The organism is Ramlibacter sp., from assembly GCF_028291745.1.
Taxonomy (GTDB): domain Bacteria; phylum Pseudomonadota; class Gammaproteobacteria; order Burkholderiales; family Burkholderiaceae_C; genus Ramlibacter.
This window is the reverse complement of sequence record NZ_JAQGNQ010000028.1, coordinates 67,150-83,302: the sequence shown is the minus strand read 5'-3', so window position 1 is coordinate 83,302 and position 16,153 is coordinate 67,150. Positions and strand designations below refer to the sequence as shown.

Sequence of the window (16,153 nt, the reverse complement as noted above, 5' to 3'; positions counted from 1 at the left end):
CCGCGAGGGACGGCTTGGAGCACTTCCTGGATACGGCTTATGCTGTACATGTTGCGGAGGGTGTGTTGTTGAGACGTTTGGCGACCGGGTTCATACCCCCTCAGCGCATCCGCCGCAACAACTTTTTCCCTCGCCGCCCCTTGCACCATCGCGAAAAGCGCGTCGTTTAAGTCTCCCTGGCCCCCTTTAGCCACCCTCTCCTCTAGGGACGCCCATTCAACCGCGGCGTATTCCGGACAGCAGTGGGGCTTGACCCGGGATCCACGACGGCGTGTGAACAAGCGCCGCATGGATTGCGGGTCAAGCCCGCAATGACATCCCAGATTGCGGGTCAAGGCCGCACCGACATCCGAGATTGCGGTCAAGCCCGGTCAGTCCGCAATGACATCCGGCGTTCCGGCTCAGCCTGCAATGCCACGACTGATCACACATTTCCCCCCGAAACGGCGACGATGCACCCATGCCCGCCGCCCGCCAACGCCTGCCCTCCCCCTACCGCCCGGAAGCGGCCATCGTTGCCGAGCGCCTGGAGTCGCTGCAGGGCGCGCTCGACTGGGCGCAGGCCGCCGAGGTGGCCGCGCCCTGGGTCGCCGGGGTGCGGCGGCATCCGCCGCCGTTCTGGGCGATGGAAAGCCTGCTCAAGGAATATCCGATCTCGAGCGCCGAAGGCCTGGCCCTGATGCGCCTGGCCGAGGCGCTGCTGCGCGTGCCGGATGCCGAAACGGCGATCGCCCTCACCGCCGACCAGCTCTCGCGCGCCGACTTCGAGGGCTCGCCGGACAGCGCGCTGGCGCGCCTGTCGCACAGCGCCATCTCCTTGTCCAAGCGCTTCCTCCCGGGCGAGGGCGAGCCGCCGGAGACCGGCCTGTTCGCGCGCCTGGGCGCCCGCACGGTGGTGGGCGCGACGCTGCGCGCGGTGCAGTTGCTCGGCCGCCAGTTCGTCCTGGGGCAGAGCATCACCGAGGCGATGCAGGAAGCCGCTGCCGCGCGCCGCCGCCAGGCCCACCTGCGCTTTTCCTACGACATGCTAGGCGAAGGCGCGCGCACGGCCGACGATGCCGCCCGCTACCTCGCGCACTACGAGCGCGCCATCACGGCCATCGCCGCGGCGGCCGATCCCGCGCAGCCCGTCCCCTGCAACGACGGCATCTCGATCAAGCTCAGTGCGCTGCACCCGCGCTACGAGGCGCTGCAACAGGAGCGCGTGATGGCCGAACTGGTGCCGCGCGCCCGGGGCCTGTGCCGGCTGGCCGCGCGCGCCAACATCAACCTGACGATCGATGCCGAGGAGGTGGACCGGCTCGAGCTGTCCCTCGATGTCTTCGAGGCGCTCGCCGCCCAGGTGGCGCGGCATCACCCGCAATGGCAAGGCTTCGGCCTCGCGCTGCAGGCTTACCAGACCCGGGCGCTGGAGCTGATTGACGAAGTGGCCGCCATCGCGCGGCGACACGGGATCCGGCTGATGTGCCGGCTGGTCAAGGGCGCGTACTGGGATGCGGAGATCAAGCGCGCGCAGGAACTGGGGCTGCCGCACTACCCGGTGTACACGCACAAGCACCACACCGACATCTCCTATCTCGCCTGCGCGCGGGCGCTGCTCGCGGCACCGGACGTGATCTTCCCGCAGTTCGCCACGCACAATGCGGGGACCATTGCGGCGATTCTGCAGATGGCGCGGCGCACCGGCGCGCCCTTCGAACTGCAGCGCCTTCACGGCATGGGAGAAGGGGTGTATCGCGAACTTTCGCGCTCCCCCCCTTCGGGCGGATCGACGCTTCCGCCCACCCAAGCTCCCCCTCGAGAGGGAGGAGCAATACCGGTCCGCATTTATGCCCCGGTGGGAGTGCACCGCGACCTGCTCGCGTACCTGGTGCGGCGGCTGCTGGAGAACGGCGCCAACTCCTCGTTCGTGCACCAGCTCGCGGATGAATCCGTAGGGATGGACGAATTGCTGCAGTCGCCGCTGCATCTCGCTCCCGCGCCTTCGCTGCCTTTGCCGCCCCAACTCTACGGGCCTGCGCGGCGCAACAGCGCCGGGCTCGACCTGGCAGTGCCCACCATGCGCGTCGCGCTCGAGGATGCCTTGCGCACGACCGCCGTCCCACAGGTTGCACTGGCCGATCCCGCCCAGGTGGCGCAGGCGGTGGACCGCGCGCTTGCCGTCGGCGATGCGTGGGACCGCAGGCCGCCCGCCGAGCGTGCCGCCCTCCTGCGCGGCACCGCCGACGCAATGCAAGCGCAGCTGCCTCGCTTTGCCGCGCTGCTGGTGCACGAAGGCTTCAAGACCTGGGGCGATGCCGTCTCGGAAGTGCGTGAAGCGGTCGACTTCCTGCGCTTCTACGCCAACGAGGCCGAGCGCATCCTGCAGCCGGTGACGCTGCCCGGGCCCACGGGCGAGAGCAACGTGCTGCGGCTGGCCGGCCGCGGCACGTGGGTGTGCATCAGCCCCTGGAATTTTCCGCTGGCGATCTTCACCGGCCAGGTCGCCGCGGCCCTGGTCACCGGCAACACCGTGCTGGCCAAGCCCGCGGAGCAGACCCCCGCGGTGGCGGCGCAAGCCGTGCGGCTGCTGCACGAGGCAGGCGTGCCGCGCGACGTGCTGCAATTGCTGCACGGCCCGGGTGAAACCGTGGGGGCGGCACTCGTTGCCGAGCCGCGCATTGCCGGCGTGGTGTTCACGGGTTCGACGCAGGTGGCCAAGACGATCCAGCGCGCCTTGGCGGCGAAGGACGGTCCCATCGTGCCGCTGATTGCCGAGACCGGCGGCATCAACGCCATGCTGGTCGATTCGACGGCGCTGCCCGAGCAGGTGGTGGATGCCGTGATGCAAAGCGCGTTCCGCTCGGCCGGCCAGCGCTGCTCCGCGCTGCGCCTGCTGTGCGTGCACGAGGCCGTGGCCGACGGCGTGATCGCGATGATCGCGGGAGCGGCGCGGGAGCTGGTGGCGGGCGACCCGTCGCAGTGGCGCACGGATGTCGGCCCGGTGATCGACGACGAAGCCTGGGGCAACCTGCAGCGCCACCTGCAACGGCTGCAGGCCGAGGCGAAACCGCTGCTGCCGCCCTCCCCGTTCGACCCGGCCACCCGCCTGATCGCGCCGCAGGCCTTCGAGGTGAGCGGCGTTGCGCAGGTGAAGCACGAGATCTTCGGGCCGGTGCTGCACATCGCGCGCTGGAGCGGCGATCCGCAGGCGGTGATCCACGCGATCAACCGCATCGGCTACGGCCTGACGCTGGGCGTGCAGACGCGCATCGACAGCCGCGCGCAAGCGCTGGCGCGCGAGGCGCGCATCGGCAACGTCTACATCAATCGCAACATGATCGGCGCGGTGGTGGGCGTGCAGCCCTTTGGCGGGGAAGGCATGTCAGGCACCGGGCCGAAGGCGGGCGGGCCTAACTACCTGGTGCGGTTCTGCGCGGAGCAGACGGTGACGATCAATACGACGGCGGCCGGCGGCAATGTGGCGTTGCTCGCGTGAGCGCGGCGCCTGGGTAAGCGCCGCGTGCCCTCACCCCACCCTCTCCCAGAGGGAGAGGGAGTGAACCCAACCCCTTCCGCAACGGGAGAGGGTGCAATACCTCAGCCCTTGAGCAAATTGCGCGACAAGCGCTCCTTGACCGGGTCCCCCAGCAGCTCGGTGGCGCTCGGCAGCTTGCCGTCGTAGGCACCCAGCACTTCCTGCAGGGCAGCCAGCGTGCGCTTCAGCTGGTCGTCCGATTCTTCCCGGCCGGCGAGGTCGGCACGGACGTCGGCCAGTGCGCGGAACAGCAGGGCGCGCGTGTTGCCGCGGATCACGAGGTTGCCGTCGGATTGCCAGATCGCCTTGTGCATGTATTTCATGGGGAGCATCTCCGTGTCAGGACTCCAGAGTGCTCCCCCGCGCGCGCCCTCCCTGTGGGCCGGGCAGGCGTGTTGGCGACGGCGTGCGTTGTTCCCGCGCGTCAGCCAGCAGCAGGGCCGATGCCGTCGATTCGCGGAACCGCCTTGTCAGCCAACTGCCCGCGCAATGGCTCAGTGCGCGCCCGCCGCCGCCTCGCCGCCGCCCGCTGCGCTACGTTGCGGATGGCTCAGCCACACCAGCGGGATCAGTGCCAGGAACAGCACGGCCGAGCCCCAGAAGATGTCGTTGGCCGCCAGCATCGAGGCCTGCTGGTCGACCAGCCGATTGATCTGTGCCAGGGCCTGGTCCGGTGACAGTCCGGATGCCGCCAGGCCGTTCAAGGTCGCCTGCATGGTGCTGTTGCCGCTGCCCAGGTTCTCCACCAGCTGCGCGTGATGCAGCGTGGAGCGGGTCTCCCACAGCGTCGTGGAGATCGAGGTGCCCATGGCACCTGCCGTGATCCGCACGAAATTGCTCAGGCCCGAGGCCGCGGGGATGCGGTCCGGCGTCAGCCCGGAGAGCGTGATCGTCATCAGCGGGATGAAGAAGAACGCCATGGCCACGCCCTGGATCACGGTCGGCACCAGCAGCGTGCGGAAGTCCGCCTGCGTGTTGAAGTGCGAGCGCATCCACAGCACCACTGCGAAGACGATGAAGGCAAAGGTCGCGTACTTGCGCGGATCCACCTTGGCCAGCGTCTTGCCCACCAAGGGCGACAGCACCAGCGCCAGCACGCCGACCGGCGCCATCACCATGCCGGCGTCGGTGGCCGTGTAGCCCATGTACTGCTGCAGCCACAAGGGCAGGATCACCACGTTGCCGAAGAACAGCCCGTACGCGATCGAGATGCTCACCGTGCCGGCCCAGAAGTTGCGCCGCGCGAACAGGCGCAGGTCCACCACGGGGTGCTCATCCGTCAGTTCCCAGATCAGGAAGAAGGCGAAGCCGACCACCGCAATCGCCGCCAGCGCGACGATCGTGCCCGAGGAGAACCAGTCGTACTCCTTGCCCAGGTCGAGCATCACCTGCATGCAGCCGATCCACAGGACCAGCAGCGCGAGGCCCACGCGGTCGATCGGCAACTGCCGCGTCTGGCTTTCGCGCTTGCGGTAGATCGCCAACGTGGCCCCGGCCGCGGCAATGCCCACGGGGATGTTGATGTAGAAGATCCAGGACCAGGAGATGTTGTCCGTGATCCAGCCCCCGAGCAATGGCCCCAGGACCGGCGCGACCAGCGTGGTCATCGACCACATCGCCATCGCCAGTCCGGCCATGGCCCGTGGATAGCTGGCCAGCAGCAGCGTCTGCGACAGCGGAATCATCGGCCCGGCAACGAAGCCCTGCAGCGCGCGAAAGGCGATCAGCGTCGTCATGTTGGGCGCCAGGCCGCACATCCACGAAGCGACGACGAACAGCAGCACGCTGCCGACGAACAGGCGCACCTGGCCAAAGCGCTGCGACAGCCAGCCGGTGAGCGGCACCGCGATCGCGTTGGCGACCGCGAAGCTGGTGATCACCCAGGTGCCCTGGTTCGGGCTCACGCCCAGGTCGCCGGCAATGGCCGGCAGCGACACGTTGGCGATCGACGTATCCAGCACGTTCATGAACGTGGCGGCGGACAGCGCGATCGTGCCCCACAGCCGCGCGCTGCCTTCCAGCGGCGGCGGCGCCAGGTATTGCGGATTGGCACTCATGCCGCGGGTCCGGTCAGCGCTTGGCGGTGGTGGGCGCCGGCGGGCCGCCGTGCACCATCAGGGCAGAGGGCGCGCTGTTGCCGGCGATCACGCGGCGCACTTCGGCTTCGGCACCGTCGTCCTGCGAATCGAACACCTGGGTCTGCGTGAACACGCTGCCGGGTGCGTCGGCCAGGGTCTTGCCGTCCTGCTTGCTCACGTCCACCACCGCATCCATCGACAGGCCGATGCGCAGCGGATGCTCCTTGAGCTGCTGCGCGTCGAGCGCCACGCGCACGGGCACGCGCTGCACCACCTTGATCCAGTTGCCGGTGGCGTTCTGCGCCGGCAGCAGCGAGAAGGCGGAGCCGGTGCCCACGCCCAGGCCGGCGACGCGGCCCTTGTATTCCACGTGCTTGCCGTAGACGTCGGCGGTCAGTTGCACCGGCTGGCCCAGGCGGATCTGGCGCAGCTGCACTTCCTTGAAGTTGGCATCGACCCACACCTGGTTGAGCGGCACGATCGACATCAGCGGCGTGCCGGCGGCAATGCGCTGGCCCAGCTGCACGGTGCGCCTGGCGACGTAGCCGTCCACCGGCGCGACCAGCACGGCACGCTGCTGCGCCAGCCAGGCTTCGCGCACCTTGGCGGCGGCGGCCTGCACCTGCGGGTGCTGTTGGACGTCGGTGCCCGAGGTCATGGCCTGGTTGCTGGCCAGTTGCTCGCGCGCGCCCACCACGGCCGCATTGGCGGCGGTCAGCGTGCTGCGCGCGTTGTTCACCTCGGTCTGCGCGTGATTGAGTTCTTCGCGCGAGACCGCACCGTTGCCCACCAGCGCGGCGCGCCGGTTGTAGTCGTCGGTCGCGCGCGCCACGTCGGCCTGCGCCTTGGCGACGTCGGCCTGGCGCAGCGCGATCTGCGCCGCCAGCGAGCCGTTGTTGGCGTACAGCGTGCGCACCTGGCGCACGGTCTGGCCCAGCGTGGCCTCGGCCTGGTCCAGCATCACCTTGGCATCGGCCGGATCGAGCTTCACCAGCGGCTGGCCGGCGCGCACGAAGTCGGTGTCGTCGGCATGGATCGACATGACCGTGCCGCCCACCTGGGGCGTGATCTGGATGACGTTGCCTTGCACGTAGGCGTTGTCGGTGCTCTCGTAGTGGCTGGCCACCAGCCATTCGTAGCCGCCCCAGACCAGGCCGACCACGGCCACGATCGCGGCGAGAGTGAGCAGCGCCTTCTTGCGCTTGGGATTGCCACGCTGCAGGGGCGCGGCGACGACGGCTTGTTGTTCGCTCATGATGGATCTCTTCCTGGAATTCAGTGGGCGGCGACCGTGGGGTCGGCGCTCGTGTAGCCGCCGCCAAGGGCGCGATAGAGGGCGACGCGCGCATCCAGCACGCGGGCGGCCAGGTCGACGCCCAGGCGACGCTGCGCCAGCACGAAGTTCTCGGCGGTCAGCACGTTGAGGAAAGTGCCGAGGCCGGCGCGATAGCGCTGCACGGCGATGTCGTAGGCGCCTTCGGCGGCCGCCTCGGCCTGGCGCTGCTCGACCTGCTGGCGCGCCAGGGAGCGCAGGCTGGCCAGTGCGTCGCCGGCCTCATGGAAGGCCTCGATCACGGCGCCGTTGTAGCTCTCGATCGCGATATCGAGGTCCGCCGTCTTGCCGCGCAGGTTGGCGCGCAGCCGGCCGGCATCGAAGATCGGCAGGCGCACGGCCGGGCCGACGCCCCACTGCGTGCTGCCGGCGTTCAGCAGGCGGTCGAGCCCGAGGCTGGACAGGCCGAAGAAGGCGGTGAGATTGATGTTCGGATAAAACTCCGCCTTGGAGCTCTTCACTTCCTGGCTCGCCGCTTCCACGCGCCAGCGCGCGGCGGCGATGTCGGGGCGGCGCGCCACCAGGTCGGCCGGCAGCGCCGGCACCGCGGTGCTCGTGTTCAACTTCGCGAGCGTCGGCAAGTCGCCGACGCTCGGCATGTCGTTGCTGCCCACCAGCGCCGCCAGCGCATTGCGCGTGACCTGCGCCTGCTCGTCGAGGGCTTCGATCTGCTGGCGCGCTTCCGGCAGCGCGCCTTCGCTTTGCCGCTGCTCCAGCGTGGTGTCGAGGCCGGCCCGCACGCGCTGGCCCACCAGGCGCAGCTGCTCTTCGCGCTGCGTCAGCGTACGGCGCGCGACGACCAGTTGTTCCTGCACCCGCACCAGCTGAAAGTAGCTACGCGCGACATTGCTGGCCAGCACGACGCGGGCCGCGGCGATGTCGGCTTCGGCTGCGCGGGACGCGCCAACGGCGCCTTCGAGCGCTGCCTGGTTCTTGCCGAAGAAGTCCAGCTCCCAGCTGAAGTTGGCCATCAGGTTGACCTGGTCCACGGTCGAGCCCCCGAGCGGCGGCGGGAAGATGCCGTTCTCGGAGAAGCGCTCGCGCGTCAGGTCGAAGCTGCCGTTCACCTGCGGCCGGTCGGCGCCCCGCAGCACGTCGGCCGCGGCTTGCGCGCGGCGCAGGCGGGCACGCGCCACGCCCAGATTGGGGCTGCCGCGCAGCGCTTCGTCGACGAGCGCATCGAGCCTGCTGTCGCCGAACTCGGTCCACCAGTGATCCGACACCGGCGCGACGTTCTCGCTGGCCGTGGCCGGGGGCGCGCTTTCGCGCAGCTTCGCCTCCGGGTCGATGCCGGAGAAGTTGGCGCAGCCGGCCAGCGCCAGGGCCGCGGCGACGCCGGCAAGGCGCCCGCTGATCATCGTGATTTTCATTCTTTGTCCTGCGAGTGGCCTTGCAGCGCCGTGCCGTTGGCCAGCACGCGACGCAGCAGGTCCTTCAATTGCTGCCATTCCTCCACGCTCAGCCCCTGGAGGAAGGCGTTCTGCACCTTGCACAGCACCTCGGGAATCTGGCGCGCGGCCTCGCGGCCTTCCGGGGTCAGTTCGAGGTTCACCACCCGGCGGTCTTCGGACGAGCGCACGCGGGCGAGCAGTCCCTTGGCTTCCAGGCGATCCAGCAGGCGCGTCATGGCGCCCGCATCGAGGTCGCATTCGCGCGCGAGCTCCGCGACCGTGGAGGCCAGCCCCAGGTGCAGCTTGAACAAGGGCACCCACTGCGCGCTGGTGAGGCCCCGTGGCTCCAGCGCGCCGTCGACTTCCGAGGCCATGCAGCTCAGGATGCGCCGCATCAAATAGGCGGCGCTCTGGTCCGGCTGGTAGTTCTCCGGCCGGTAGAACACGGTCTCGGAGGGACGGGAGGTGCGGTCAGGCATGGAGGCCGGGACTATACTTGCCTAGGCAAATACTGTCAAGGCGGTGATTGCTTGGGCAAGTGCGCGACCGTGGGGTGGACGCGACGCCTGGGGCGATCAATTCGGGCGGTAGCCGTCCCGCAACTGCCGCTTCAAGACCTTGCCGATGTCGCTGCGCGGCAGTTCGGGCAGGTAGCGCAGGTCCGCCAGCCGCTGCGTCTTGCCCAGGCGCTCGTTCGCCCAGGCGCGCAATGCGTCGGCCGCGGGCGCTTCGGTTGCGGGCACAACGAACGCCACCGGTGTCTCGCCCCAGGCTGGCGACGGCACGCCGACCACCGCGACGTCGGCCACGCCCGCGTGCTGCCGCAACACCGCCTCGAGGTCGCTCGGATAGATGTTGAAGCCGCCGCTGATCACCATGTCCTTGCGGCGGTCCATCAGCGTCAGGAAACCGTCCTGGTCGAAGCGGCCGACATCGCCGGTGCGGATGAAGCGCTGTCCCTGCGGGTCGTACCACTCGGCCTCGCGGGTCTTGGCCGGCTGATTGTTGTAGGCCGTCATCATCGCGCCGGAGCGTCCCACCACTTCGCCGATCGCACCAGCCGGCAACTCCCGGCCTGCTTCGTCGATCACGCGGATGTCGTGCCCCTCCGAAGGGCGGCCGACCGTGGCCAGCTTGTCCGGAAACCCGTGCGCTTCCAGGACGCAGGTGCCGCCGCCCTCGGTCATGCCGTAGTACTCCACCAGTCCGCCCGGCCAGCGCGCCAGGATGTCGGCCTTGAGCTGCGCCGCAAACGGCGCGCTGGTGCAGAACTTCATGTGGAAGGACGACAGATCGAAGCAATCGAAGTCGGGCAGCGCCATCAGCCGCTGGTATTGCACCGGGACGAGCATGGCATGGGTCGCGCGCGCTTCCTGCGCCAGCGCCAGCCAGGCCGCCGGATCGAAACGGCCTTGCGTCAACACCAGCATGCCGCCCTTGGCGAGGCAGGGGAACACCGACACCAGCGTGGTGTTGGAGCACAGCGAGGTCGCCACCATCGCCACGGCGTGCGGGCCATACCCGTAGTTCTCGCCGCGGGCCACGTGCGCCCAGCGCATCTGGTGCGGCTGCACGATGCCCTTGGGCGTGCCGGTGGTGCCCGAGGAATAGATGATGTTGAAGGGCCACTGCGGCGCGATCTGCACCGGGTGCGGCGTGCCGGTCGCTGCGCCCAGCCACCCCGGCAGGCTCTCGTCGCCCTGCTCCAGGTCGATGCGGATGCGCGGAAGGTCCACGGCCAGCGGCGGCACCGAGTCGTCGACGAACAGCACGCCCGCGCCGCTGTCGCGGACCATGCCGGCGAGCTGGTCGGCGGTGGCCCCAGCGGGAAGCGGCGCGACCGCCAGACCTGCGCGCAGTGCGCCGAGGAACAGCACGACATAGGGAATCGAATTGGCGCCGCAGAGCGCGATGCTCTGCCGCGGCTGCAAGCCATGCGCCTGCAATCTGGCGGCCACCCGATCCACTTGCGCGCCCAGCTCGCCCCAGGTCATGCGGGCGGTCCCATGCCGCAGCGCCAGCCGTTCGGGCTGCTGCTGCGCGTGTTCGCGGATGAGGTCGGGGATGGGGCGAAAGGGCGGCGGCCCCGCGGGTGCTGGCGTGGCGGCGGAACTCACGATGCGGTCTCTCCTGCTTTGCGCCGCACTGTACGCGAGCCGCGCCGCGCGCCCTGTGCCGCGGCGGACGGCGAAGCAGCAAGGGCAGCGTCCGACAGCGCGCAGGCACCCGTGCCGACGCCGTGCTGGCAGCTGGCCAGCGAGACTGGCCGTCCACATCCGGAAGGAGCAAGAGCGATGGCATACAGCAGCATCCTGGGCGGGGAGACGGCAGCGACCAACCCCAGCGGCCGCGAGGCCGAACTGCTCGGCCCGAGCGACAACTCGGACACCGGCAGCGACACCATCGGCACGCATGAAGCGTACGAGGACAGCGATGCCGCCGGTACCGGCGAGCGCGGGGCCGTGGTTGGCGCCGACGCCCGCGAAGGCGGCGACATCCTGCCCGATCGCGTGGTGAACCTGGCCGACGACGAAGGCTTCCCCGAAGCCGACCCCGACGCGCTGGAAATGACCGATCTGGACAACGACGACGTGGAGGCCCTGGCCGACCGCGACGGGTCGGAAGAAGACCGCTGACGCGTATGGCCCGCAGCGCGACGCCGGACGCCGCGATGCGGCGCGTACGCACCCTCTTGCGCGACACCTTCGGGTTGTCGCGCCTGCGGCCTGGCCAGCAGGCCGTGATCGAACGCGTGCTGCGCAGCCAGTCCACGCTGGCCGTGATGCCCACGGGCGCAGGCAAGTCCCTTTGCTATCAGCTGCCGGCGCTGCTGCTGGAAGGCCGCACCGTCGTCATCTCGCCCCTGATCGCGTTGATGAAGGACCAGTGCGAGTCGCTGCGCGCCCTGGGCATTTCCGCCGTGCAGGTGAACAGCGCCACCGACAGCGAGGAAGCGCACGCGGCCGAACAGGCGGTGGCCGATGGCAGCGCGAAGATCGTGATGACCACGCCCGAGCGGCTGGCCGAACCGGCATTCCTCGAACTCCTGACGAAGCACCCGGTGAGCCTGCTGGCGATCGACGAGGCGCATTGCATCTCCCAGTGGGGCCACGACTTCCGGCCTGCCTTCCTGGAGATCGCGCACGCCGTGCCGCGCCTGGGCAAGCCGGTGGTGCTGGCGCTGACCGCCACCGCCACCGAGGAGATCGCGCAGGACATCTGCAAGCAGCTGGGCATCCCCGCCGACGGCACGGTCAATACCAGCGCCTATCGCCCCAACCTCGACCTGCGCGTGGTGCCGGTGGAAAAGGAGGGCGACAAGCTCGCCAACGTGCTCAAGCTGGTGCGCGGCACCGAGGGCAGCGGGATCGTGTACACCGCCACCGTGAAGGCGGCGCAGGCCGTGTACGAGGCGCTCGTCGCCGCCGGCGAATCGGTGGGGCTGTACCACGGCAAGCTGGCCGCATCGGAGCGCTCGCACGTGCAGGAAGCCTTCATGCGCGGCGACCGGCGCGTGATGGTGGCGACCAATGCGTTCGGGCTCGGCATCGACAAGGCCGATATCCGCTTCGTGCTGCACTACCAGCTGCCCGCGACGCTGGAGGCGTATTACCAGGAAGCCGGCCGGGCCGGGCGCGACGGCGAGCTGGCCCGCTGCACACTGCTGTTCCTGCGCGGCGACAAGGCGATCCAGCAGTTCTTCATGGCCGGGCGCTATCCGGGCGAAGAAGACGCCGCCGCCATCGTCAAGGCCTTGGAGGATCGCCCCGCCGAAGCGGAAGCCTGGACGCTGCCGCTGCTGCAGGCGCGTGTGGGACGCCCCAAGAGCAAGCTGCAGGTGGCGCTGGGGCTGCTGCGCAAGGACCGCATCGTGGCGCAGGCGCGCGACGGCACGCTCAAGCTGGTGGGCAAGGCCGCGGCTTTCGGCGGCCGTCTGCGCGAACTGACGCAAGGCTACGGCCGCAAGCGCGACCTCGATCGCGAGGCGCTGGAGCGCATGGTGTTCTATGCCCAGACCGGCCAGTGCCGCTGGCACGTGCTGCTGGAACACCTCGAAGGCGAGTCGCCGTTCGAGCGCTGCGAGCAGTGCGACAACTGCCGGCGCATCAAGGCGCACGAGGCGGTGGTCGAGGAACTGCTACGGAAGGCTCCGGTGGAAGAGGAGCCCGAAGTCGACGACGAGAGCCATGCGCCGGTCTTCGCGCGCGGCGACCTGGTGGAAGTGAAACGCTATGGCCGGGGCGTGGTCGAGGAAGCCGGCGCAACGCAAGTGACCGTGGTGTTCTCGGACCGCAGCCGGCGCAGCTTTTTGCCGGAGTATGTGAAGCGGGCCAGGCCGGCGCGGGGGCCCAAGGCACCACCGCGGGCGGCGGTGTCGGCGTGATGGAAGCCGCAGGGGTGGGCTGCCGCAGGCATCCCACCCCGTGCGCCTCTTATCGCACCGCGACCGACATCCCTTTCCACTTCGGGTCCTGCCACCGCTGCCACAAGCCCGCAGCCGCCGGGGCCGCCACCAGCGAATCGAGCGCCACCACCTCGTTGCTGCGGCGATACCTCCCCTCCCCGCGCGCTTCCCGCGCCAGCAGCATCTGCCGTCCCCCCGGCACCCAGCCGGCGAACTCCGCATAACCCAGCTGCGGTTGCAGCGTGGCGGGCGGCAGCACATCGATCACCCACTGCCGCCCCCGCAGACGGAACAGCCACAGCTCGCGCCAGGCGTCCATCGGTTGCACCGCAAGGGCCAGCGCGTTGCCTTCGCGATTGAGGCTGGCCGACTGCGGCCACACCAGCGCATAGGTGCAGCGACGCGCGAGCGGATTCGCCGCATCGTGCTTGCCGTCGACCAGCAGCACGCAGGTCTCGCCGGGCGCGCCGGCTTGCGTCACGATCGCCGGTCCCGCGCCCGCAGGTGGGGTGGACGCGGGCACTGCGGCCCAGCGCGAGGCATTCACGCGCATCGCCGCGTCGTTGTAGCTCGCCTGGTCCTCTTCGGCCAGTTCGCCCTTGGGCACGGAGGCCAGCGCCGCGATCGCGCGCTCCGCCGCCGGCTGCGCCGCCTCACCGAAGCGGGCGTTCTCGTAAGCGAGCGTGCTCCAGACGGCAGCGCGCCGCAGCGCGATGCGATGGCGCAGATAGGCCGGCAGCGCCGCGGCATCCACCCGCTCCAGCACCTGCGCCCGCCAGGCATTGCGCTCGTGCCGCTGCAGCGGGCGCAGCGCCGGGTCGACGCACTCCGGCTGCGTGAGCGCCAGCACCGCGCGGGCCTGCTGCTGGGGGTCGGCCGGCAAGGCCAGCACGCCGCGGAAGGCCTCGCCGTCGTAGCAGATGCGCACGCGGCCCTCCTGCTCGTAGCTGGCGAACTGCACGCCATAGTGCGCCGCCACCTCGAGGTGACCGGCGAGCGCGGCCTTGCCCTGCGCAGTGGCGCTGCCCTCGGAGGCGCGCTGCGCCAGCCGCTCGGCGAAAGTGCCCAGCGCATCGAGTGCTTCCGCGCCGCTGGCGCCGCGCAGCGTTTGCGCGTCGGCCGCCTGCAGCCAGGCGGCCGCCAGCGCGATGCCCAGCGACTCGGCGCCCGGGGCGTCGTGCAGGAAGCGCAGCACCGTGAGCAGTTGCGGCGCCTCCTGCGGCGCCAGGGCGGTGCGCCGCACCTGCGAGGCCTTGACGTAGCCGCCTCTCTCGGTCGCATGGTCCCACACCTGCAGGTAGTCGAGCCGCTCGCCGCGCACCTCCAGCAGCTCGCCCTGCCAGAGCTGGGCCTGCTGCGGCGCCGAGTCGCGCGGGGAAGCGCGCAGCACGGCGTGGTCGGTGGTGACGATGGCCGTGGTCATGCTCGCGGCGACGGCCGCCGCTGCGATGGCGCTTCCGAGCATGGCTCATTCCTCCTTCGCCGCGGTCTGCTGCGCGCCGGCTGCGGGCTGTCCGCCCCCGAGCAGGTTGGCCGCCAGGAAGCCACCGCCGGAGCCGGGCGGCGCGATGATCACCTGCACCTTGTCCGAGAGCTTGTCGACCAGCGTCTTCTGGATCAACAGCGGATGGCGCGACAGCAGCGTGCCCTCGCGCGCCATCTGTTCGGCGCTGGCCTGGCCCACCTTTTCCATGCGGTAGGCCTCGGCGTCGGCCAGGCGTTGCCGCGCGTCGGCCTCGCCGCTCGCTTCGATGCGGCGCGCCTGCGCATTGCCTTCGGCCACCTTCACGCGCGACTGCTTCTCGGCCTCGGCTTCCAGTTGCCGCTGCTCGATCTGCTTTTGCTTGAAGGGCAGCACGTGCTTCATCGCCTCCTCCTTCGCCCGCGCGGCGATGATCTGTTCGCGCGCGGCGGCCTCGGCGCGCACCTCGCGCTGCACCTTCTCGGCGCTGGCTTCCAGCTCGGTCTGCTTCACGCGCTTGTCCTTCAGCTGCAGCGTGTAATCCATCTTCTGGGTCTCGAGTTCTTCGGCGAGCAGGCTTTCCATGCCGCGCCGGTAGTCGGCCGGCAGGTCGACCTTGCCCACCAGCACGCCCTTGAGCAGCACGCCATCGGCGGCGAGCCGCGGCTTCAGGTCGGCTTCCAGCGTGCGCTGGATCTCGACGCGCTTGGTCGAGAAGATCTCGCGCACCGTGTAGCGGGCAAACACCTTGTAGACCACGTCCTGCACCGCGGGCTCCACGACGTCGACATCCAGGTTCGCCGGCAGGTTGCGCGCCGTGGCGGCGACGCGCGCAGGATCGAGCGCATAGCGCACCACGAGATCGACGCCCACCGACAGCCCTTCGACCGACTGCACCGGGGCGCTGCCGGCGGCGCTGGCCAGTTGCGCCGGCTTGTAGACGCGATCGCGCAGCGCGAAGACCTGCGCCTCGTGCAGGCCGGGCACCACCAGCACGCTGCCGTCGCGCCACTGCACCACGCGGCCCGTGAGCAGGTTGGTGCGCACACCAAGCTCGCCCGGGCCGACGGTGCGCAGCGGCGGATGCAGCACCAGCAGCGCGCCGACCACGGCGACACCGCCAATCACGGCCAGCGTGCGGCGCGCCTGCAGCACGCGCTCGAACACGGCTTCGCTGGAGAGCAACGGGCCTCGTCCGGGCCGGCGCAGCTTGCGCGCAAGGGCGATGCGCACGGCACGGGCGGTGGACTTCAGGCGGGCGATCATGAGGTTCTCCTGGTGCTTGAGGGGATGACGATTCAGCAGCCGCCGTGCGCCGGCAGTTCGGCGGTGGGCAGGTTCAATCCGGGTTGCGCTTGCGTGGACAGCAGCAGGAAGGTGCTGTCGTCGGCGTCGATCACGAAGTCGGGGCGGCCATCGCCATCGAGGTCGGCGACGGCGCGCACGCTGGTGCTGGCGCCACGGGGGCCGACGATGTAGTGGTAGCTGCGGCCGCCGTAGCCGATCGCGTATTGCACGCCCGCATCGACCTCCTCGACGCGCAGGCTGAAGCGCGCGGCGGGGACCTCGGCGCCCGGCCACATGATTTCCTGCGCCGCGAAGCTGGCGTGCACGCCTTGCTGCAGGGCCGTGCCGGGCAGGCGGAAGAACAGCGCATCGGCCGGAGTGCCCGCGGTCTCGCCAGGGCGCACGGCGCGCACAGCGACACCCTTTGCGTCGGCCACGAGGCGATACCAGCCGTCCTGCGGCCACGGGTCTGCGGCAGCCGTCAGCACTTCGTCGTTCCAGCTCTGCGCGTCCAGCAGCAGGCCCTGCTCGGGGCGGTTCTGGGCCCAGACGGTCGCGGCGGCGACGCCGGCAGCGGCGACCAATGCAAGGCGGCCCAGGGCGCGGGCGGTGGCGGTGGCGGGGTGCTTCATCGTGCTTCTCCTTCGGGTTGCGATGGAGGTCATTCTTCGGAGCACGCC

At 70.1% G+C, this 16,153-nt stretch carries 12 protein-coding genes; 3 read left to right on the top strand and 9 right to left on the bottom strand.

Annotated features, from left to right (window positions below):
- Positions 1-460 precede the first annotated feature (460 nt).
- Positions 461-3,478: an L-glutamate gamma-semialdehyde dehydrogenase gene (locus tag JWP60_RS04690; protein WP_299787005.1), complete on the top strand. Its 3,018-nt coding sequence runs from the start codon at positions 461-463 to the stop codon at positions 3,476-3,478.
- 101 nt (positions 3,479-3,579) lie between these two features.
- On the opposite strand, the gene JWP60_RS04685 is transcribed toward JWP60_RS04690, so the two are convergent.
- The 6 genes from JWP60_RS04685 to JWP60_RS04660 form a co-directional block, all read right to left on the bottom strand.
- Positions 3,580-3,840: a hypothetical protein gene (locus JWP60_RS04685; RefSeq protein WP_299787002.1), complete on the bottom strand. Its 261-nt coding sequence runs from the start codon at positions 3,838-3,840 to the stop codon at positions 3,580-3,582.
- 171 nt (positions 3,841-4,011) lie between these two features.
- Complete coding sequence (locus tag JWP60_RS04680) at positions 4,012-5,574, bottom strand: DHA2 family efflux MFS transporter permease subunit (protein WP_299786999.1); 1,563 nt, start codon at positions 5,572-5,574, stop codon at positions 4,012-4,014.
- 13 nt (positions 5,575-5,587) lie between these two features.
- Positions 5,588-6,850: an HlyD family efflux transporter periplasmic adaptor subunit gene (locus JWP60_RS04675; protein ID WP_299786996.1), complete on the bottom strand. Its 1,263-nt coding sequence runs from the start codon at positions 6,848-6,850 to the stop codon at positions 5,588-5,590.
- A gap of 20 nt (positions 6,851-6,870) precedes the next feature.
- A complete protein-coding gene (locus tag JWP60_RS04670) occupies positions 6,871-8,298 on the bottom strand; it encodes an efflux transporter outer membrane subunit (RefSeq protein WP_299786993.1) in 1,428 nt (475 codons plus the stop codon).
- A complete protein-coding gene (locus JWP60_RS04665; RefSeq protein WP_299786990.1) occupies positions 8,295-8,798 on the bottom strand; it encodes a MarR family transcriptional regulator in 504 nt (167 codons plus the stop codon). Before JWP60_RS04665 ends, JWP60_RS04670 begins: the two co-directional genes overlap by 4 nt.
- Positions 8,799-8,894: 96 nt before the next feature.
- On the bottom strand, positions 8,895-10,436 hold the full coding sequence (locus JWP60_RS04660; RefSeq protein WP_299786987.1) for a class I adenylate-forming enzyme family protein: 1,542 nt from the start codon (positions 10,434-10,436) through the stop codon (positions 8,895-8,897).
- 177 nt (positions 10,437-10,613) lie between these two features.
- Here JWP60_RS04660 and JWP60_RS04655 point away from each other — a divergent pair, with 177 nt between their 5' ends.
- A complete protein-coding gene (locus JWP60_RS04655; protein ID WP_299786985.1) occupies positions 10,614-10,955 on the top strand; it encodes a hypothetical protein in 342 nt (113 codons plus the stop codon).
- 5 nt (positions 10,956-10,960) lie between these two features.
- Positions 10,961-12,703, top strand: a complete 1,743-nt coding sequence (locus JWP60_RS04650) for an ATP-dependent DNA helicase RecQ (RefSeq protein WP_299786982.1) — start codon at positions 10,961-10,963, stop codon at positions 12,701-12,703.
- A 49-nt stretch (positions 12,704-12,752) separates the two neighbouring features.
- Here the strand turns inward: JWP60_RS04650 and JWP60_RS04645 are convergent, their stop codons facing one another.
- The 3 genes from JWP60_RS04645 to JWP60_RS04635 are packed head-to-tail and all read right to left on the bottom strand — an operon-like array spanning position 12,753 to position 16,105.
- Positions 12,753-14,189: a hypothetical protein gene (locus tag JWP60_RS04645; protein WP_299786980.1), complete on the bottom strand. Its 1,437-nt coding sequence runs from the start codon at positions 14,187-14,189 to the stop codon at positions 12,753-12,755.
- 3 nt (positions 14,190-14,192) lie between these two features.
- Entirely contained in the window at positions 14,193-15,452 is a 1,260-nt protein-coding gene (locus JWP60_RS04640) for an SPFH domain-containing protein (protein ID WP_299786977.1), read from the bottom strand.
- A gap of 32 nt (positions 15,453-15,484) precedes the next feature.
- Positions 15,485-16,105, bottom strand: a complete 621-nt coding sequence (locus JWP60_RS04635) for a hypothetical protein (protein ID WP_299786974.1) — start codon at positions 16,103-16,105, stop codon at positions 15,485-15,487.
- Positions 16,106-16,153: the final 48 nt, after the last annotated feature.